This is a genomic window from Prochlorococcus marinus CUG1438 (genome assembly GCA_017644325.1).
GTDB lineage: Bacteria > Cyanobacteriota > Cyanobacteriia > PCC-6307 > Cyanobiaceae > Prochlorococcus_A > Prochlorococcus_A marinus_AA.
The window spans coordinates 952348-970451 of sequence record JAEPLS010000001.1 but is presented as its reverse complement, the minus strand read 5'-3'; the positions used below and the strand labels follow the sequence as shown (position 1 = coordinate 970451).

Genomic DNA, 18104 nt, shown 5'->3' with positions numbered 1-18104 from the left:
TCGTAAACCAAAGATCCTAATAATATTCCAAACCAAAAAGAAGATGAAAATTTATTTTTAAATGTTTTTCTAAAGAGTAAGATTAATCTTGGATACAAATAATCAATGAATATAAATACCTTTCTTTTAATTTTGCTTGTAATTGCAGCTTATACAAATTTGTATTTAACTCTAAAAAAAAAGAGAAAAAAATAATTTTTCGATAGTTTTTTTAAATAAAAATAGGATGTATTTATTATTAGTATTCTTCAAAGCTAAACTTTTGTCCTCCAATGCTTGCTTCATACATAAGTCCACCTTTTGAAAATGTAAGAACTGCAACTCCGTCACTATAATCAGCGGATGCAATAGCTCCCTCTGAAATTAAAGCTGCGCTTGCAGAAGCTCCAAATTCAAAATTACCTTCTGTAAACCTTTCAAGGGATTTCTTATCTTTGAAAAAGATAATCTGACTAAATGCTTGTCCACCTAGTTGAAAACCAATAGATACCTGCGTTAGGGTAGTTGAACCAATAACATCGCCTTTTTCAAAGACCTCACCTTTCCCTCTAGCCCCTCCTATACCAATACCCCCTTTCCCTACATTTGGGAAAACCGCAAACCCTCTTGCTTTTTTAAAGTAAGGTTTCAAAGAGGATATTTTTTTGAACTTATTTAATGCCCTTAAAGTCTTATCACTAGCTTTTTTATCTTTTCTATTTTTATCTGATGATGGATTCCAACCAGAAATTAATAATTGATCTGAAATATCATTAAATTCAAATTTATTAAGATGAGATGATTTAACTGAAACTAAATATTGTGGAAAAATTAAAACTGCAATCAAAATTGATTCCCTAATTATTTTTAAATTCATAATTATTCCCAAATTGATTTTTAATATAACCTATTAATAATTGAATTAATAATTTATTCTACAGTTACTATTTCTTACAGATCACAAGGTTGCAGCTTGGAATCCTGATTTCACAAACTTTACAAAAAATTTTCAAAAGAGTTTCCAGATTGTTTTTATGGGATAACATTTCCTTCTGTGAAAGGGAATTTTCAAGTGGCCTCAAAATCATAAAGATTTCAAAATGGTCTTAGCTTAAAGTCCTCGTTAAAAGGAGAAAACTCTAGATGATTAGTGAATGAACAGTCATGAAAAACCCCTGAAGAACTTAATTTATGAACATGCTAAACATTTAAAACAAACTCATTTGATCAGTTCCCCCCCTCCCAATATCTTCTACTATCCAACCATCAGAAGGCCAACCCATCATTATTGGAAGTAATCCTTTTAATTTCCTAGAATCTTTAACTTGCTCTGTCCATTGCTCCTCGTATCCATTAGGAATAATTACAGGCATGCGGTGATGTAAAGGTTTAACTAATTCATTCGGTTCAGTTGTTAAAATACAGCAACTCTCAAGTTCTGCTCCATCTAGTGAGGTCCATTTACTCCAAATTCCTCCCAACCAAAAAGTCTCATAGTTCGCTTTTCGGATACGATATTTTTTTTCAAAAAAACCACTCGCAGGTATTAGGCACCTTTTATGTTTCCAACTTCCACTAAATAATTTTTTTTCTTCTACAGATTCTGATCTTGCATTAAATGGTCTTGGCCTCTCTTTATCAAATGGGGTTTTAGCCCAAGGGGAAACAAAGCCCCATATCATAAAAGTAGTTTTAATTCTTCCTTCGTTTTTAATTACAAGCACAGGATCATTAGGTCTTATTAGATTTTGAGTCTCGTATTTAGAATCCAGTCCACTTGGATATTCTTGTTTCAAAACCTTTGGCAACTTCTCAAATTTTGTATTCAGCTCAAATCTTCCGCACATTGATTTAAAAATCTTTTAGAAACTAAGTTAAAATAAACTGCGAATTTTCCATATTTTAGATCTACTTTGAGTTTTCTCAAATAAAAAAACATTTTCTTGATCATAGAAAGTTTTTCATCTTAATAATTAAAAGAAAATATAGATATTGAAAAGCTTCCTCAAATTAGATTTGAATGTTTCAAAATTGGTTTATGACAGATCCAATTCTCTATTTATCTATGTTACTCGGGCTTGGAGGAGTTTATGTATTAATCTCTTCTTTCCATGATGATGACGATGGTGATGATGATGGAGAAAAATATATTTATAATTTCGAACACTCTAATTTTGCTAGATAACTGAAATGTTTACAAAGCAATAGTCTCTAAGAGGAAGTTGCCTACAAAAACAAGCTAAAATTAAAATAATATTAGAAGTAAAGGAAAGATTATCTCTCTATTAGCAAAACACTAAATCATTATATTAATTTTTAAATTTAGTTGTTGGTCCTCTATCCGTATATGTTTGTGCCTTAAACCGTACATTTTTATTAGTCGGTTGATGACCATGAATAGTTAGAAATTAGTAGTATCAGAAATAAATTAAATGCCTTCGACTCCGATCAAATCTTGTAATAAATATGTGTTGAGTTACAAAGATTCATCAAATAAGACACATGAAGTTGGCTTCTACGCACGCGATGCATACGATTGCCTAATGCTTGCGAAAGAATTCAACTCTTACGTACATGACAATCCAGGATCTGTAATCAGAATCCAACAAAAATTTTGAGGAAATTAATTATGAATTTAAAAAGATCACCATTCTCAATTCAAGATAAAAATGCAAGAGATCTCGATAATACAAAAGATTATCCAACAATTGCAGATTTAATGAGAGAACAGAAAGCCCCACAAGATGAGGTAAATACAGTTCACTATCGTAGAGATTTAGACTCTCTCGGATAGTTTACTAGAGTGGCTATTACTAATCTTTAAAATTAAAGTTCATGATGAATGCCATTTAAGTCTCATTCAAAAGATTATATTTTCTTACACAAGTTTTTTTTAAGCTCTACAGGCAGTTATTCAATATCCTTCTTGATTGCATTAATGGCACCTCTATACTTCTCCCTTTCAGCTAAAGCATTTTTATTAAATTGTATTGACTTTCTATTTCTTCAGAAGAAAATTTTTCCATTAAAATTTATTACCACCCTTTTTATTTTAGATCAACAGTAAAACACAAAAAAGATTAACTATTGGTTAGAGGCCGCCGCAATTTCTTTGTGTACAGAAAGAAATTCTTTATCCGTTAATACTGGTGTAACTTCAATTTCTACCCCAAAATTATCGACCCAGATACTACTCCATTTCCAAATGTTCTGATGGTTTGAAGATTCCACTATTGCCCAACCATTAGCTCCTTCAGGATTTACTACTCGATTAAGAACTTTAAACCCATCAAATTCATCACCTACGCATCCTCCCTCAACAAAATCCGCAAAAGCTTCGGCCCCTTGCATATGACTTTCTTGATCTGGAAATTGCCAGTGTATGATGTAAGTTTGCATGAATAAAATTTTTCTTAATTATTAATCTTCAAATTCAAAAATTAAATAAAAAGTCTTTAAATACTAATTAAAAAGGGATTAAGCCTAGAAGGAAAAAGTAGAAAGAAAAAAAACGAAAAAAAAGACTCTTACGAGCCTAGGTGATGGGGACTCTTATAATGACAAATTAAATAGAAAGAAACAACCCCATCAATAGGTAATTTTAAATACTTACAAACACCATATATAGTGCTAAGATCTTAAAAAGGCTGGGTGATGGGGATTATCCTGCTTTTTATTGGGGCGAGGCTAACGCCCTTTTTTTATGGAAAAATTTACTTTAATCAATAAAGCCAGATCGAGGGTTAAAGTATTTGAACCGTTTGAAGATAGTTCTAAGAACGCTTCTATGATTAATGCGATTTTAATTTCTTATGGTTGTGTTTTCGAACGATCAAGTAAGCCAGTCATGAAAAGCTCTAGGGTTGAAACTATTAAAGAAGCCAGAAACGAATAAAAAAAACTATTAGAGGAAGGGTGGGTAAAAACTTATAGATTCAATAGTTTTTTTTAAATGGTGAAAGGGACTTTACCTAAAATTTGACATTATTAAAAATTAATTGCTAGTTAGCTTTTGAATGGAAGATTGACCATTAATAAAGACATTTATTCAAAGATTAAAGATTCATATGCTCTGGAAAGTTTTTTTGAATGCATAACTTCTTGTAACCTCAATACTGAGAGGGTAGATTGCACAACAGCATGTTATATAAAACATTTAGAACCTAACAATATCGATTACCCTTTAAGATTTTCATAAGCAAAGTTTATTGATAATTGTTATATTTCATAAATGTTATTTCCTCCTCCTCAAGTTATTTTTGGTCTATTGCTCTTATCTATAGCAGTAGTTCTCATCTGGGATATTAGATACAATCCTTTTGGAGAAGATGAAGACGGTATTTAATCTTCAACTAGGAAGCTGATTTGTGGGTGGTGCGTGAAATCGCCGTTTCTTTCTTTTAAGTATTCTGTAAACGACTAAAGAGCCTAATAATAACAATGTAATAGCTATTGAGTTAATCATATCAAGTGGTTTTATATATATAAAAACAAATATGTTCTAAATATCAATGATTAAAAATATTTTTTTCAAAAAGTGACTAAATAATGGTCTAATTTTTAATATTTAGTTTGACATTAGGTACCCAAAAAAACCAAGAGATAATGCTTATCTGACCAAAATTAATTTCTATGCAATAAGAAAAAATCACTTTTTCTTATTTCTCATTTGATATTGCATAACAGCTTTTAGGTGTTGTACTTCTTTTTCTAAAGTCTCAATTCTTTTTTCTAGTTCTTCATTAGTTGCCATGTTTTTGGGAGATAAATTCCTTGATATTTGTACTATTAAAAAAGTGACTTGTTACCCATTGCAAATACCAAATAAGTATTAGAGCCTATTGATGGGCATAATTTCTCTAGATAAATTATGCAGAGTATATATTTAGGGCGAATTTATGAGTGGAGATTATGAGACGCTAGAAATCAATCAACCTAAAATTACATATTTTCAAAAAAGATCCGAAAATAATACAGAGTGGTTAGATGCATTAATCAACCAAATTGAAGATATGAAAAAAAATATATCCAAATCTTCCTAATGACAGAAAAAGAGTTGAAGGAAATAGAGAAATTTGCTAAAGAAAATGGATACAACGACGAGCTAAAAGATATATATTTAAGAGAAGTTATTGACAGAAATAAAGAATACGAATGAGATCAAATTTTCGACCAAACATTCGACTAGCTACAAATATTATTTTAGTTATTGGTACTTTTGCTATTGCTCTAAAGATTACTCCAATAGCAGAGGTATATCAGGAAAAAAACTTATGTATTAAATATTTAAAACATCAAATAGATCGAGACAAACTTATCAAAAGACTAAAAATAGTTAAACAAGCAAATCCATCTAGTATTTGTGATTCTATCCTCAAAAGTTAAAAATGAAGATCAAGTCATTTATCCCCTTAATTGCAGTCTTTGGTACTTCATTTCTGATAACCATTTCATTGCTTAAAAGTTTTCAAATTTTTATGGGGATATCAATTTGTCTTTTAGCGATGCTCAAGCTTATGGATATTGAAGCTTTTGGAACAAGTTATAAGAAATATGATTTAATATCCTATAAATTTGATAGCTGGATATTTATTTATCCTTTTTGCGAATTATTAATTGGTATAAGTTTTCTTAATTCTTCTCCACCCTCTTTAATTATTTTTATTGCCCTAGTTTTAGGAATTTCTGGAATGATTTCAGTATTTAAGGCTGTTTATTTGGATAAATTAAAATTAAATTGCGCATGTATTGGAGGATATGCAAAAACTCCTTTGGGAATTATTAGTTTTATCGAAAATCTTTTAATGGCAATTATGAGTGTGTTTATTTTGATTAAATAGCGATTTAATAAATTTTCATTTAAGGTTAATTTAAATATTAAATTTAATCGTCATAATTAGTATGGCACTTAATAAAATATTTATGAAAAGAGGATTTTTAAATTATCTAATTTTTCCTGGAATTCTTTTTACAAATTTAATTAATCCAAATAAGAGTATTGCTTTAACTCAAGAAAATATAGATATACCAAAAGTTGTTTCTTACAGATCAGCATCATGTGATTGTTGCAAAAAATGGATCAATCATTTAAGAGATAATGGATTAGAAGTTGTTGATAATATAGTTGATGATGTTTCAGTAATTAAAAACCAATATCAGATTCCCAATAATCTGAGATCATGTCACTCTGCTCAGATAGCTAACTATACTATTGAAGGGCATGTCCCGATTGAATCAATCAACAAACTTTTCAGAGAAAAACCAAATGTCTATGGGATAGCAGTACCTGGCATGCCACTTGGTTCTCCAGGGATGGAAATGCATTCTCACGACTCACACTCTCATGATTATAAGAACTATAAAGTAGTTTCATTTAGCAAAACTGGCAAAACAAAAATATTTGATAAAATCTCTCCTTAATACAAATACTTATTTGAAATAATGCATATTTTTCTTAGAAATTTTAAATTTTTTATTTTTTTATTTTCCTTATCTCTAAATTTCAATAGTTATTCGCATGCACATATGAGAGGTACATTTCTTTCTGAAGCGGAGGCCGAAAATAGATCTTTAGAACTTGGTTGCGAAGGGATACATAAGAATCAAGATAAATGGATGCCATGTAAAAATGAAAAAGAATTACATATCTATTTGAGGAAATAGATGGAAAAATTAAAAACAAGTCAAAGAAAAATTCACAGAAAAATAACCTCAATTTCAGCAATCCCTTTACTAATTACTATTGTATCTGGGACTATTTATAGTATTCTTCTGCCACTAGGAATAGATGCTTTTTGGTTAATAAAATGGCATACAGGTAATTTTGGCATTATTAATTTGCAACCTTTTTACTCGATATTTCTAGGTATAGCTTCAATAATCTCAATAATATCTGGCGTTAAACTGTTACAAAAAAAATCTTAGATATAATCTAAGCCAAGCCAGAATCTAACTAATTAATACTATTTGCGCCCCCACTTACTAAGAAAATTATCGCTCCTAGTGCCATTGTTGCTACACCGATATAAGGGTATTTCTTAATTCTTGATTTAGTTATAGGAAGCCATGAAACGTATCTATCAGATTTATTTAATTCAATTTTTTTTTGTCTAGGTGGTAATCCTAATTCTTCTCTTCTTTTAGCCTCGCCCATAATCTTAAATTTCTTTATGTTTTTATATTAAAAATTATGTTCTACACCCGCGAGTTAACTTTATTAAAAATAGAGGTCCTTTAAAGATAAAAATTTTTTAAAATTTATTTAGCCTTCTTTAAATATAGATTCTTTGTATTTGCCTGATCTGATGTAAATAACAAAATTAATATAGTTCCAACTAGAAATGAAAAAATCATTGTCAAACCAACAACTTCAACCATTTCACTAGGCAAATAATTAAGAAACATAATCAATAGATCTTTTATTTTAAATTTAGCAATTGTATTTTTTATGTAAAGTAAGTATTTCTCATTAAATTTCGAAAAGAACTTTCTGAGACTTTATAATATTTATTTATTCTTATTTGTAAGATAAACCTAGTTCTGGCCGATCACAATTTTCTTACTTAGCTATTCCTATTTTCTTAAGCAATTTCAGGTAAGGCAAAGCCCAATTACCAAAGGTAAAAGAGATTGTCGTATTTTTTGTAGTTGGCAATAATGTTTTAGAGCGTATAGAGGCTAATTTAGAAAATTTTTTAATACTCTCTGCTTCTAGATTATCCAAATACAAATTTTTTTTTAAATCTCGATTTTTCTTCTGTGGTAAAAAGTTTTCTATAAACCATAAAACTTGATCCAAATTTGATTTATTGGGTGAGGTTTTAATTTGTTTATATTTCTTTTTAAACATACTTATTTAACTCTTAATTACTGAATTAAATTTGCCATTTATATAATTTAAATCAATAGTAAAAGCATCAAAATTATGATCTTTTTAATAATCGATAATCGAAAAACAAATTAATAATTACGTTGTTTTTATAAAAATAAAAAAGAGAGGGATTAAACCCCCTCTTAATTAATCAGTTTCAAAAAAGAATTTAATTTTTTGAGTCTTTCAATTTCATTTCTTTTTGTGTTGTCCTGATTCTTTCTTCAAAGACGGATCTTCTATATGGAGTAACTTCTCCGCTTTTAGTTGCCAAAAGTTGGGCTTCATGTAGCCTATTGGCTCTTTTGATTTTTTCTCTTATTTGTAAGAGGTTATTCATGATTATTTGCAGTTAATGAGAATCCCGTTCCTTACCCTCATTTCATGCGTCCAGAGATATAAACTTGGATGAACGGTAACATCTTTAAAAAAATTCCGCGAGAGTAATTTTTACTAATTTTTCTCAAAAAAATAAATATTGAATAAATTGTATAAATAAGCTTTTAATAATACTTAAATTAGGATAAGAAAATTGTTTGCGACCCATCATTATTATCCTGAATCACTATTTTTTTATTTGGGAAAATATCTGATAATATTCTTTTCAAATTTGAATTATCTGAGGAAATTTCATTTTCAATATTTTTTGAATTAATTTTCCAATTTTCATCAACAAATAGTTCTTTATCATCACCTTTTTTATTCTCGAGTGATGTCTTATTTAGAATCTGAAGTAAAAGATCTGAATCATAATCTTTAAATTCTTCAGGGCTCCCTTTTAAATCTTCAATCATTATTGAGAAATCAATAGTTTCTAAATTTTGCTTGAAAAATTTGCAGAATACAAGGTATTAATTACCTAAAAAATTTCTTTCAAAATAAATAATTCGTATAAAATTAAAATATTTTTCTTTAGAAAATTTAATTTAAAAAGATTAATTAATCATTTACACAATTCATTTACTTGTTAAGTTGCAATTAAGAGATTCAGGGGAAATGCCAAGAGTAGTTAACAAAAAAATTAGATTTTTAAGATGGTTAAACTCTGGAATGATATTACCATTTATCTTTATGGCTACATCCTCATCTATCATTCTTTATTGTGTTTTATTTATCTTAATAAAATAGCTTTTAATTTAAGCTACTAAGTTCTCCTCTGATTTAGACATAATAATTGCCGCTTTTTTTAATAAGCTAACTACTTCTTTTCTTCCAACTGCACTATCAGCTTGACGCATTATTTCAGCATATTTTTTATTTATTTTTTTCATAAATAGTTTAAATTCATTCTAAAATTACAACACCATATGATGTTGTCAATCGTAAAAAAATCTCATATATTATTTCTTTGATTATTTTTGCGGAATAAAAATTGCTCATTTATTATCATTCAATTTTTTTTTAATTGATGATACCTAAAAATCCTAAATATCAAAATTAACAATCCTTTTAATTAAGCTATATTGAAGGTTTTGAAAACATAAATCAAACCTCCGATTAGGATCAATATTGCAGCTCCATAAAAAAGAAAAGGTATAATTGGATATTTATACAATGTAGTCCTTACTTTTTGTTGTATGGCTTTTTTATCAAGTTGTGGCAACTTTATATCTTCAGTTTTTTCTCTAGGAGGAATACCTAAACTTTTTCTTCTCTTTGCTTCTCCCATAATTAATACTGAGGCATTCCCATACATTTAAAATAATTCTTATCAGCTAAATCTAAAATTTGATCCCATTCTTCATGAGTTGTTTGCATAGGATTTTCAAAATCTTTTTCAAATTTAAGCATACATCTTTTTTCTATATTTTCTGGGGAATTATAATTTCTTAAAAAAATAACACTCAAATAAGATAATAATGAAATAAATAAAATTACTTTAGCAATCCTAAAATTATTCATATTTAGATGATATTTCCATATGGCTAAATAAGTTACTTTTTAGTTTTATAATTTATTTAATCTATTATAAACAATTTTTCAAATGATAAATTCTGTAAATTTTAAACAATTACCTATCCAGGATTTGGTTGTTTCAGGGTTAATTATCATTATAATGTCGACGATTATTGCAAATATTTATGACCCATTATTAGGAATAACCTATGCATTTGGGAATATACTTACTCTTACTTTTTTGAGTTGGTTATACCAAGAAACTTGGAGTGATCCAAATAAATAAAAGCTATTAAGAAAAAAGATTAATATATATTTACTCTACTTTTGTATTTTTAACTTTGAAGAATACTTTAAATTCACAAGGTAAGTTGCAATAAGAGATAGTATAAAAAAAAATAATAAGCTCTCCAAAGTAGATTGAGGCATAACCATAATTAGCACCATAAATATACATTTTTAGAGAACCGAATTTTAAAGAAAAATCAACCCTTTAACTATTTTCTATTTTCAAATTAATAAATTTAAGAGCATTAAAAATCGCCTAGATAAAAATATTTCTTTTATAATTAAAAACTAACCAATCCCGATACCTAAAAATGAATTTGCAATAAACAATAAACTAAATAATATTAAGAAAATTAATCCTATCCAACTTATTGTTTTCAAGAATAATCCATATCTATTTTTAATTGGGACCAATTTGCTATTAATAGTATCCATTGCCATCCATGCAAATAAAGGTGCGGTTAGAAAACTTCCAGTCATTGCAGCAAATACAAAATCTTTTACTCCAATACCTCCAGCCCTTGCAATCAGCAAAGCTATTAACGAGGCAAAGATATGTAAAGTCATCCAAAGTTGAAATCTATTTCGCTCTGCCTTGGAATCCATGTGTCCAAAATCAGTACCTCTCAATAAACCTTGAATAGCAGAAATACTTCTTGGATATGCATCTAGACAAGTAATAGTAGTACTAAACATTGCGGCAAAGGCTGCAGGTATAATGATCCATTTGGCCCAATCACCAATAGATTTGGTGTAAAGCAGTATTAATTTTTGAGCGAAGGAGACTCCACTTCCTGAAAGCATTCCATCGCCACTACCATACATTGTTATTGCTCCAAGCGTAAGGAAGAAAATAGCTGTAACAACAGTTATTACATAACCTAGATTAAAATCAAATTCTGCTTCATTGATATTTGGCTTATACTCTGTATCTTTTACTCTTGAAAACATCCATAAAGAAGGCCAAACACATAACTCCACTGGACAAGGCATCCATCCCATTAAAGGTATCAAAAAAGATAAATTTGTTACCTTCCATGGGCTGATTTCTGGTTCAAAAAAACTCATTTTCAAAGACTCATTTATTGAACCTTTGAATAAGAGCGATAAAACTGCAAATAATGTTAAAAAAGTCAGAAGAGATACTAAAATTTTTGAAATACGATCAAGGGCTCTATATTTACCAAGAATTAATGTCATTCCAGAAGCAATGAGAATTCCTATAGATAAATCCATAGCCGGGAAAGCTGAGAAAAAGGGAATATTAGTTAATAGAACACCAGAAACAAAACTTACAGCTGCTATTGTGAAAGTACCTGTAATTAGACTAACTATAAGGAATAAAGGAAGATAATAAGAATTCTGCTCTTTGAAACCTTCTAATAATGATTTACCAGTAGATGCTGTAAATCTAGTCCCTACCAACAAGAATGGATATTTTAAAAGATTAGTAAGAAGAATTAGACCAACCAATGAAAATCCAAACTTCGCGCCAGCAGTAGTTGAAGATAATAAATGAGACCCACCAATAGCTGCTCCAGCTAGCAAAATTCCTGGGCCTAAACTTTTTTGTATTTCTTTTGATAATTTCATGTTAATAATCAGATGATTTAATTTACTTTTTGAGCCCTTCTAAATTTATTTTTTAATACTCTTTTTTTAAACGCAAAATCAGATAATGAGTGAAAAATAAAAAGTATAATTAGGAATCCTATTCGAACTTTCATAAGATATCTTATTCAAATCTGCTTTTATCAGATATTTATTTTGTATTCAACCTCTTTTCTCCATAAAATCGTCAAAAACCTATCTAAAGCATCTAACTTCTTTTTATTAAACTTTTTGAGTTTATTATTAATTTGCTTTTGCATAAATTATTACTTAAGTATTTCAAATCTAAACTGAGTTAAGAAAAACACAATAAGCAAAACTTCTTAAAACTAACTTTAGTCTAAATTATTTTTAATTTGACATGTATTTTTCTGCCCTTCTTAAGGCTTTTATTGCTCCTTTATAGTCAAGATTTTTTAATTTTTCCTCACTTTTAAGTTCCAACATTTTCACTATTTTATTTATTTTTATTTCATCAATTTTCAGCTTATGGTCGAATATAAGATCAAATTTTGAAGAATACAAACTAGATAATTCCTTTCTATAGTTTTGAATCATTTTTTTACTAAAAGATTTAGATTTCAATATTGCATTAGCCTTCATTTTTTCGTCTAAAGCTACCTTGAAATTTCCTCTCTTAAATTGATTTTCACTTGATCTAGTTAGTTTTATAAGATTTTCCAATATCAATACACATGAATCTTCCATTTTTCTTGCCTAACCTAGGACTAATTTTATCAGAATAAGTAAAAAAAATTCATTTTTTAATACTCAAATAACTAAATAATCAACCAATAACAAGACCTTTCTCAAGAAGTAAATCGAATACCTCCACTTTTTTTGTTTTCCCTAATTTAGGTCGCTTATGTAAATCTACCATTTCTGCGAGACACATAATCCAAGAAGTATCTTTTTTTAAATTAAGCTTTTCACAAATATGGTATGGCGCCGATTTAAAAAAAACAAACTCTGTTGAAATATTAATGTTCATGATTTGAGTTTCAAGTTCCAGACTTAAAAGTTCTATTTCTTGCTCAGAAAGGGAAGACCCAAAACAATATGATTCAATTAAAAGTTGGTAATTCATAAAAAAATTATTTTTTAAGAAATCCAGCGAGTAATTTTTGTCCCCTCGTAAATATGTCCTGAAGCTTCAACTATAGCCTTTGTTTCGGGATTCATGAAAATATCGTATAAAACATTTTCTGGTCCTTGAAAAATTACAGTTGCCCTTTGAGGATCATCTAATGATTTACCAATATAAAATGTTTTAACTCCCATTTCTTTAAACATCGACTGCTGTTCCTCAGCATTCATATAAGATTCATATTGTTCAAAAGTATTACTTAGTTGAAAATCTAAAATAGTCGTTTCAATAGTCATGCGCAAAATAAAAGTTATTTAATTCTAAATCTCTCTGAAAAAATTAATCAAAAAAATTAGTTTTTATTAAGCAAGGTATTAACTATTTTTTATTTATGAGTTATAAATCAACTATAAAAATCGATTTTAATTTTGAACTCAAAAATTTCTAAAAGAGAACAATGGACTAGCAAGCTGGGATTTATTCTTGCAGCGGCAGGAAGTGCAGTAGGTCTAGGCAACCTTTGGGGTTTCGCTTACAGAGCCTCTCAAGGTGGCGGAGCTGCTTTCGTACTTTTGTATATATTGATCGTTTTGATTGTATGTATTCCAGTATTTGTTGCTGAGATGGCTTTAGGTAGAAATGCTATGGCAAGTACATTACTTGCACCTATAAAGCTAGCTGGGAAGAATTGGTATCCATTAGGAATTTTATTCTTTATAGCTCCTTTGGGTATAGCATCATATTATTCAGTGATAATGGGTTGGACTGCAGATACCTTATTCCATTCTTTGTTTTTTGGATTACCAAAAAATTTAAGTGAAGCAGAAACATTCTTTGGCTCAATTAGTACCGGAAGCAGTGTTTTATTGGGACATCTATTGAGTCTTCTACTTACAGCCATAATTGTTTCCTCAGGAATTAAAAAAGGTATAGAAAAGGTTACTAGATATTTCATGCCAATCCTTTTCTTAATTATTCTAATACTTGCTATTTGGGCCACTTCACTTTCGGGGGCCTGGGAAGGTTATAAAACATTTTTACTTAAGTTTGATTTTAATGAATTAAGAAATCCTCAAACAATAAGAAATGCCTTTACACAAGCGTTCTTTTCATTAAGTTTAGGGATTGGAATTATGGTGACATATGCCTCTTATTTAAATAAAAAAAGTAATCTACCAAAACTAAGTATTAGTGTTGCATCTTTAGATACCTTAGTTGGACTTATGGCTGGCTTAATAACTTTCCCAATAGTACTAACATTCGGTTTAAGTGACGCAATTTCTGAATCCACAGTTGGGGCTTTATTCATATCAATTCCAACAGGTCTAGGTTCATATGGCGCAGCAGGTAGGATTGTAGCAGTTGCATTTTTTGCATTAGCTTATATTGCAGCTATAACTTCTTCTGTTTCATTATTGGAAGTTCCAGTTTCATCTTTAATGGATAAATTTGGTTTTAAAAGAGAAAAATCTGTTTGGCTGATAACTCTATTCTTATTCTTGGCTGGAATTCCTTCTGCATTGAATTTAAACATTCTTGGAACTGTTGATTCAATTTTTGGAGGAGTATTACTTATTTTTGGTGGATTCTTGGTAACTTTCTTTATGGGATGGGTAGTTCCTGGAAAGTTCAATGAAGAGCTTAGTGATTCAAAAGTAGGAGTCAAAACGACCCGTTATTTGAAATTCATGACTAGATGGGTTGCTCCTCCAATTATTGGCTTTGGACTATTCATTAGTGTGTTTGATTTACTCAAAGGCTGGGTAAGTTAGAAAATTTTTACAAGTAATATAGTGAGGAAATAAGGGGGGTCATATAAGTCGATCAACAAATTAAATTGTGGAACTTTTTCAAAGCATTTTTAAACAATCTAAAAAAACCTCAATGTATAAGTATTTGCACTGGTTCTTGCTTAAAAATTAATATATTTGATAAGTTCTTTTTTTATTTTTTAAAAGCCAAAAAATTTTTTCCAAAAAAATTTCTTACCGCGGATCCTTTTTTAATTAAGTATTGAGTATTGAGTATTAAGCATTAAGTATTAACTTTTAACTTATATTTAATCTCAAACGTATCGCCAAAAACCATACCTAATAGAATCTATATAAGATACATTTAGGTGTTTAATTTAAAGCAATTAGAGCGCCTAAAAGAATAGATAACAAATTTGATGTCAACCAAATCTGATTCATTAAAAGAAAAGCTTACAGAAAATTTTTCTGAATTTTCTCAACTATCTGACTATTCTTTTATGAATTCTCTTAAAGCAGATCCTCAATCAACAAAAGATGGAAATGATCATAAGCCGCGTTCAGTATATTCAGGTCATTACGTACCAGTTGTACCAACTGCTATTCCAGAACCAGAATATATTTCCCATAGCAACAAACTTTTTAAAGAACTAAGGCTAAGCTCAGATCTTACTAAAGACCAGAATTTTTGTCGTTTTTTCTCAGGTGATATTTCTGTTGCTAATTATCCAATGAGTCCTGTTGGTTGGGCAACAGGTTATGCATTATCAATTTACGGGAATGAATATACCCAACAATGTCCCTTTGGCACTGGTAATGGTTATGGCGATGGCAGAGCAATTTCTGTTTTTGAAGGTTTATTCAATGGGAAAAGAATGGAAATGCAACTTAAAGGAGGAGGTCCAACTCCATACTGTCGTGGAGCAGATGGTAGAGCTGTCTTAAGGTCTAGCGTACGAGAATTTCTTGCACAAGAATTAATGGATGCCTTAGGAATCCCCACTTCAAGATCTTTAACACTTTATGTCTCACGTTCAGAAATAGTTAGAAGACCGTGGTATTCCAAAGGGTCCAGATATTTTGAACCTGATATCATGATTGATAATCAAGTGGCAATTACTACAAGAGTCGCTCCATCTTTTTTACGTGTAGGCCAGATTGAACTTTTTGCAAGACGAGTTCGCAATAATGCGCATGATGAGGCCCTAAATGAACTAAAGATGATAGTTCAACATCTAATTGATAGAAATTATAAAGACGAAATTGAATATGAGATTTCAATTGAAAGTAAAGTAATAAAACTGGCTTCTTTATACAGATCAAGACTCATAACACTTATAGCCAACTGGATGAGAGTTGGTTATTGCCAGGGTAATTTCAATAGTGATAATTGTGCTGCTGGAGGTTATACCTTGGATTATGGCCCCTTTGGATTCTGTGAATTATTTGATCCAAGATTTCAACCATGGACAGGTGGAGGTGAGCATTTCTCATTTTTTAACCAACCTTCTGCAGCTGCAATCAACTTTAAAACATTCTGTTCATCCCTTAGTCCGTTACTTTCACAAAGCAAACAAGATCAAGAAAAGTTAGATCAAATCGAAAAAGACTTTTCTGAATTAATGAATAAGGGATTGATAAAAATGTGGGCAAACAAGCTTGGTTTAGAACATTACAACGAAACTCTAATAAATGAATTTTTTAATCTCATGGTCATTTCAAAAGCAGACTATACAATTTTGTTCCGTAAACTCTCTGAAATCCCTTACAACTTAGATTCTTTAAAAGACTGTTTCTATTTACCAATTAATGACGAGCTCAATAGTAGGTGGGAAATTTGGCTTGAAAACTGGCAATCAGTCTTAAAAAAAGAGGGCAATATTAAAGCAAAATCGGCATCAATGAAATCCCATAATCCAGTCTATACTTGGCGCGAATGGATGGTAGTTCCCGCATATGAAGAAGCTGAAAAGGGAAATTACAAAAAAATAAAAGAGTTACAGGATGTCTTTAGCAATCCATATTTAGAACAACCCTCAGAAATAGATCAAAAATATAATCGACTAAAGCCAAGCCAGTATTTTAACTATGGAGGAGTATCTCATTACAGTTGTTCTTCGTAAAAGGTGAATCCTAAAAATGCAGATTGAACAAATTACAGAAAAATATTATTTATTTATGGTCGTAGGCATTCCAACTACTGATACAACTCCCACATGAAGTATGGCCGGCTTCTTTCCAACATTTTTCACATAGTGGGGGGCCCCATTATTACTCTCTATAAATGCATCACCCGCTTTAAAGAAATTAATTTCTTCACCCCTCACATGTTTTAATCTTCCTCTGGTGACATGAATCAACATTGGGGAAGGATGAGTATGAATTGGAGTTTTCAAGCCAACTGGAATCTTTACTTTTAAGAGTCTTAATTCAGGCTTACCCTCGAGATAATTAAAATTTTTACCACTAAGTCCTTTTGAACTTTGAATAATAGGTATAACTTCAATCTTTTCTTCAGCAAGAGATGGGTATTGTAAAGCTAAAGTCCCAATAAAAAGGAAACATAATGGAATAAATTTTTTTAATTTCATTAGATATTTAAGTTTCACTAATAATAGGTAGTTTGCAAAAATAATAAACTAATTTATTTTTTATATAACTTTTCTAATTGCTTTATTTCCTTTCTTAAATCTTTACCTCTCTTATTTAATTTATTATTCTTGATAACTATTGGAATAATCCACCAAGCTTGAATACCTAAAAAGATAAATACGAGAATCAATAATTCAAAAGTACCAGGTTGCATTTGATAAATAACCCTTCGTTGTTAGTAACACTATTCTAAAAGTTGTTAAACATTCGTGAGATATTCAATATTTCTAGGCGGCCTCTAGTTCAATATTAAGTTCAATTCCCTTTGAAATGATTGCTTCTTTAAATTCAATAAGTTTAGAAATTATTCTTTGCTTCTCAGGATCAGTTTTATGGATATCATCTACAACTTCTTGCATTGCAAGTGTTACTTTTTGTAGTTTGATTTCTAGATCTTCCCTGTAATTCATAAGCATAAAGAAATTATCTTTTTTATTAAAAAACAAAATAATTATTAGTAAATAAGTACTTAACCTTAAAAGGATTGACAGCAAGACAAGGAGGTTTTATTTTATAGTACAAACGTATTAATAATCAGTCGCCAATAAAAGGTAAAGCATGAAGCCTAAGTACTCATTTGGTTGTAGCACTAGCAAACCCAACGGATGCCTACTAAATCCCGAAGGTAGCAGAATGATCTTCTTCGAAGAATGCAAAAATCCTCCTAAACCTAATTTAAAAATTCATACTCATGTTTTCTACACAAATCACCTTGGAGAACCAGGAGGGTACAAATTCTCTGAAAAACTAAACATAGATACAGCCTGGGAAAAGTGGAACGAACTCCACCAAAAAGGCTGGACAGAGGTCTACCACCAATACGGATAAGGATTCCCCGTCAAGAAACTATTCAAAAGACCAACTATTTAACTTTATATGCAACGATATTGATACATAAGTGTAGCACATATCTTGAAAATCACTTATTTTTGACCTATTACTTTACATTTGTTAATAGTAGTGTTACATT

Annotated in this window: 31 protein-coding genes; 14 read left to right on the top strand and 17 right to left on the bottom strand. The window is 29.9% G+C overall.

Annotated elements, in window-relative coordinates; all coding sequences use genetic code 11:
- Positions 1–238 precede the first annotated feature (238 nt).
- Together JJ847_05455 and JJ847_05450 are read right to left on the bottom strand one after the other, a co-directional pair.
- A complete protein-coding gene (locus JJ847_05455; protein ID MBO6960330.1) occupies positions 239–856 on the bottom strand; it encodes a lipid-binding SYLF domain-containing protein in 618 nt (205 codons plus the stop codon).
- 331 nt (positions 857–1187) lie between these two features.
- Positions 1188–1826 (bottom strand): SOS response-associated peptidase, encoded by a 639-nt coding sequence (locus tag JJ847_05450; protein MBO6960329.1) that lies wholly within the window; start codon positions 1824–1826, stop codon positions 1188–1190.
- A gap of 191 nt (positions 1827–2017) precedes the next feature.
- Between JJ847_05450 and JJ847_05445 the strand changes: the two genes are divergently transcribed.
- From JJ847_05445 to JJ847_05435, 3 genes are all read left to right on the top strand, one after another.
- On the top strand, positions 2018–2164 hold the full coding sequence (locus JJ847_05445) for a hypothetical protein (protein MBO6960328.1): 147 nt from the start codon (positions 2018–2020) through the stop codon (positions 2162–2164).
- A gap of 247 nt (positions 2165–2411) precedes the next feature.
- Positions 2412–2597: a hypothetical protein gene (locus JJ847_05440; protein ID MBO6960327.1), complete on the top strand. Its 186-nt coding sequence runs from the start codon at positions 2412–2414 to the stop codon at positions 2595–2597.
- Positions 2594–2773 carry a hypothetical protein gene (locus JJ847_05435; GenBank protein MBO6960326.1) on the top strand — a complete coding sequence of 60 codons (180 nt, stop codon included), beginning with the start codon at positions 2594–2596 and terminating at the stop codon, positions 2771–2773. The genes JJ847_05440 and JJ847_05435 overlap by 4 nt, the downstream gene beginning before the upstream one ends.
- 290 nt (positions 2774–3063) lie before the next feature.
- Here the strand turns inward: JJ847_05435 and JJ847_05430 are convergent, their stop codons facing one another.
- Complete coding sequence (locus JJ847_05430) at positions 3064–3378, bottom strand: DUF3303 domain-containing protein (GenBank protein ID MBO6960325.1); 315 nt, start codon at positions 3376–3378, stop codon at positions 3064–3066.
- 304 nt (positions 3379–3682) lie between these two features.
- Between JJ847_05430 and JJ847_05425 the strand changes: the two genes are divergently transcribed.
- The 7 genes from JJ847_05425 (at position 3683) to JJ847_05395 (ending at position 6903) form a co-directional block, all read left to right on the top strand.
- Positions 3683–3874, top strand: coding sequence for a DUF1651 domain-containing protein (locus tag JJ847_05425; protein MBO6960324.1), 192 nt, complete (start codon positions 3683–3685; stop codon positions 3872–3874).
- A gap of 1003 nt (positions 3875–4877) precedes the next feature.
- Positions 4878–5021: a hypothetical protein gene (locus JJ847_05420; GenBank protein ID MBO6960323.1), complete on the top strand. Its 144-nt coding sequence runs from the start codon at positions 4878–4880 to the stop codon at positions 5019–5021.
- Between the two features lie 112 nt (positions 5022–5133).
- The gene (locus JJ847_05415) at positions 5134–5364 is read left to right on the top strand and encodes a hypothetical protein (protein MBO6960322.1); all 231 of its coding nucleotides are present in this window, start codon (positions 5134–5136) and stop codon (positions 5362–5364) included.
- Positions 5365–5366: 2 nt separating this feature from the next.
- The gene (locus JJ847_05410) at positions 5367–5819 is read left to right on the top strand and encodes a hypothetical protein (protein MBO6960321.1); all 453 of its coding nucleotides are present in this window, start codon (positions 5367–5369) and stop codon (positions 5817–5819) included.
- Positions 5820–5880: 61 nt separating this feature from the next.
- Positions 5881–6399, top strand: a complete 519-nt coding sequence (locus tag JJ847_05405) for a metal-binding protein (GenBank protein ID MBO6960320.1) — start codon at positions 5881–5883, stop codon at positions 6397–6399.
- 105 nt (positions 6400–6504) lie between these two features.
- Positions 6505–6642 carry a DUF3721 domain-containing protein gene (locus tag JJ847_05400; protein ID MBO6960319.1) on the top strand — a complete coding sequence of 46 codons (138 nt, stop codon included), beginning with the start codon at positions 6505–6507 and terminating at the stop codon, positions 6640–6642.
- Positions 6643–6903: a hypothetical protein gene (locus tag JJ847_05395; protein MBO6960318.1), complete on the top strand. Its 261-nt coding sequence runs from the start codon at positions 6643–6645 to the stop codon at positions 6901–6903. It abuts the gene before it with no gap.
- 28 nt (positions 6904–6931) lie between these two features.
- Here the strand turns inward: JJ847_05395 and JJ847_05390 are convergent, their stop codons facing one another.
- The 7 genes from JJ847_05390 to JJ847_05360 form a co-directional block, all read right to left on the bottom strand.
- A complete protein-coding gene (locus JJ847_05390; GenBank protein ID MBO6960317.1) occupies positions 6932–7132 on the bottom strand; it encodes a DUF2839 family protein in 201 nt (66 codons plus the stop codon).
- A gap of 104 nt (positions 7133–7236) precedes the next feature.
- Positions 7237–7383: a hypothetical protein gene (locus JJ847_05385; GenBank protein MBO6960316.1), complete on the bottom strand. Its 147-nt coding sequence runs from the start codon at positions 7381–7383 to the stop codon at positions 7237–7239.
- A 154-nt stretch (positions 7384–7537) separates the two neighbouring features.
- Positions 7538–7828, bottom strand: a complete 291-nt coding sequence (locus JJ847_05380) for a hypothetical protein (protein ID MBO6960315.1) — start codon at positions 7826–7828, stop codon at positions 7538–7540.
- A gap of 190 nt (positions 7829–8018) precedes the next feature.
- Entirely contained in the window at positions 8019–8189 is a 171-nt protein-coding gene (locus JJ847_05375) for a hypothetical protein (GenBank protein ID MBO6960314.1), read from the bottom strand.
- A gap of 178 nt (positions 8190–8367) precedes the next feature.
- Positions 8368–8643: a hypothetical protein gene (locus JJ847_05370; protein ID MBO6960313.1), complete on the bottom strand. Its 276-nt coding sequence runs from the start codon at positions 8641–8643 to the stop codon at positions 8368–8370.
- A 659-nt stretch (positions 8644–9302) separates the two neighbouring features.
- Positions 9303–9518 carry a DUF2839 family protein gene (locus JJ847_05365; protein ID MBO6960312.1) on the bottom strand — a complete coding sequence of 72 codons (216 nt, stop codon included), beginning with the start codon at positions 9516–9518 and terminating at the stop codon, positions 9303–9305.
- Between the two features lie 2 nt (positions 9519–9520).
- Positions 9521–9751 (bottom strand): hypothetical protein, encoded by a 231-nt coding sequence (locus tag JJ847_05360; protein ID MBO6960311.1) that lies wholly within the window; start codon positions 9749–9751, stop codon positions 9521–9523.
- Between the two features lie 82 nt (positions 9752–9833).
- Between JJ847_05360 and JJ847_05355 the strand changes: the two genes are divergently transcribed.
- Complete coding sequence (locus tag JJ847_05355) at positions 9834–10031, top strand: hypothetical protein (protein ID MBO6960310.1); 198 nt, start codon at positions 9834–9836, stop codon at positions 10029–10031.
- Between the two features lie 290 nt (positions 10032–10321).
- Here the strand turns inward: JJ847_05355 and JJ847_05350 are convergent, their stop codons facing one another.
- The 4 genes from JJ847_05350 to JJ847_05335 all read right to left on the bottom strand — a co-directional run bounded on the left by JJ847_05350 (position 10322) and on the right by JJ847_05335 (position 13027).
- Entirely contained in the window at positions 10322–11626 is a 1305-nt protein-coding gene (locus tag JJ847_05350; protein MBO6960309.1) for a divalent metal cation transporter, read from the bottom strand.
- Between the two features lie 369 nt (positions 11627–11995).
- Positions 11996–12352 (bottom strand): hypothetical protein, encoded by a 357-nt coding sequence (locus tag JJ847_05345; protein ID MBO6960308.1) that lies wholly within the window; start codon positions 12350–12352, stop codon positions 11996–11998.
- 79 nt (positions 12353–12431) lie between these two features.
- Positions 12432–12731 carry a hypothetical protein gene (locus tag JJ847_05340; protein MBO6960307.1) on the bottom strand — a complete coding sequence of 100 codons (300 nt, stop codon included), beginning with the start codon at positions 12729–12731 and terminating at the stop codon, positions 12432–12434.
- Positions 12732–12745: 14 nt separating this feature from the next.
- Entirely contained in the window at positions 12746–13027 is a 282-nt protein-coding gene (locus JJ847_05335) for a DUF3764 family protein (protein ID MBO6960306.1), read from the bottom strand.
- A 132-nt stretch (positions 13028–13159) separates the two neighbouring features.
- On the opposite strand from JJ847_05335, the gene JJ847_05330 reads away from it, so the two are divergent.
- Entirely contained in the window at positions 13160–14503 is a 1344-nt protein-coding gene (locus JJ847_05330; protein MBO6960305.1) for a sodium-dependent transporter, read from the top strand.
- A 398-nt stretch (positions 14504–14901) separates the two neighbouring features.
- Complete coding sequence (locus JJ847_05325; GenBank protein MBO6960304.1) at positions 14902–16605, top strand: YdiU family protein; 1704 nt, start codon at positions 14902–14904, stop codon at positions 16603–16605.
- A gap of 45 nt (positions 16606–16650) precedes the next feature.
- Here the strand turns inward: JJ847_05325 and JJ847_05320 are convergent, their stop codons facing one another.
- From JJ847_05320 to JJ847_05310, 3 genes are all read right to left on the bottom strand, one after another.
- Positions 16651–17073 carry a cupin domain-containing protein gene (locus tag JJ847_05320; GenBank protein MBO6960303.1) on the bottom strand — a complete coding sequence of 141 codons (423 nt, stop codon included), beginning with the start codon at positions 17071–17073 and terminating at the stop codon, positions 16651–16653.
- Between the two features lie 53 nt (positions 17074–17126).
- The gene (locus JJ847_05315) at positions 17127–17288 is read right to left on the bottom strand and encodes a hypothetical protein (protein MBO6960302.1); all 162 of its coding nucleotides are present in this window, start codon (positions 17286–17288) and stop codon (positions 17127–17129) included.
- Positions 17289–17361: 73 nt separating this feature from the next.
- Positions 17362–17544, bottom strand: a complete 183-nt coding sequence (locus JJ847_05310) for a hypothetical protein (GenBank protein MBO6960301.1) — start codon at positions 17542–17544, stop codon at positions 17362–17364.
- Positions 17545–17692: 148 nt separating this feature from the next.
- On the opposite strand from JJ847_05310, the gene JJ847_05305 reads away from it, so the two are divergent.
- The gene (locus JJ847_05305) at positions 17693–17962 is read left to right on the top strand and encodes a DUF1651 domain-containing protein (GenBank protein MBO6960300.1); all 270 of its coding nucleotides are present in this window, start codon (positions 17693–17695) and stop codon (positions 17960–17962) included.
- The last annotated feature ends 142 nt before the right edge of the window (positions 17963–18104 follow it).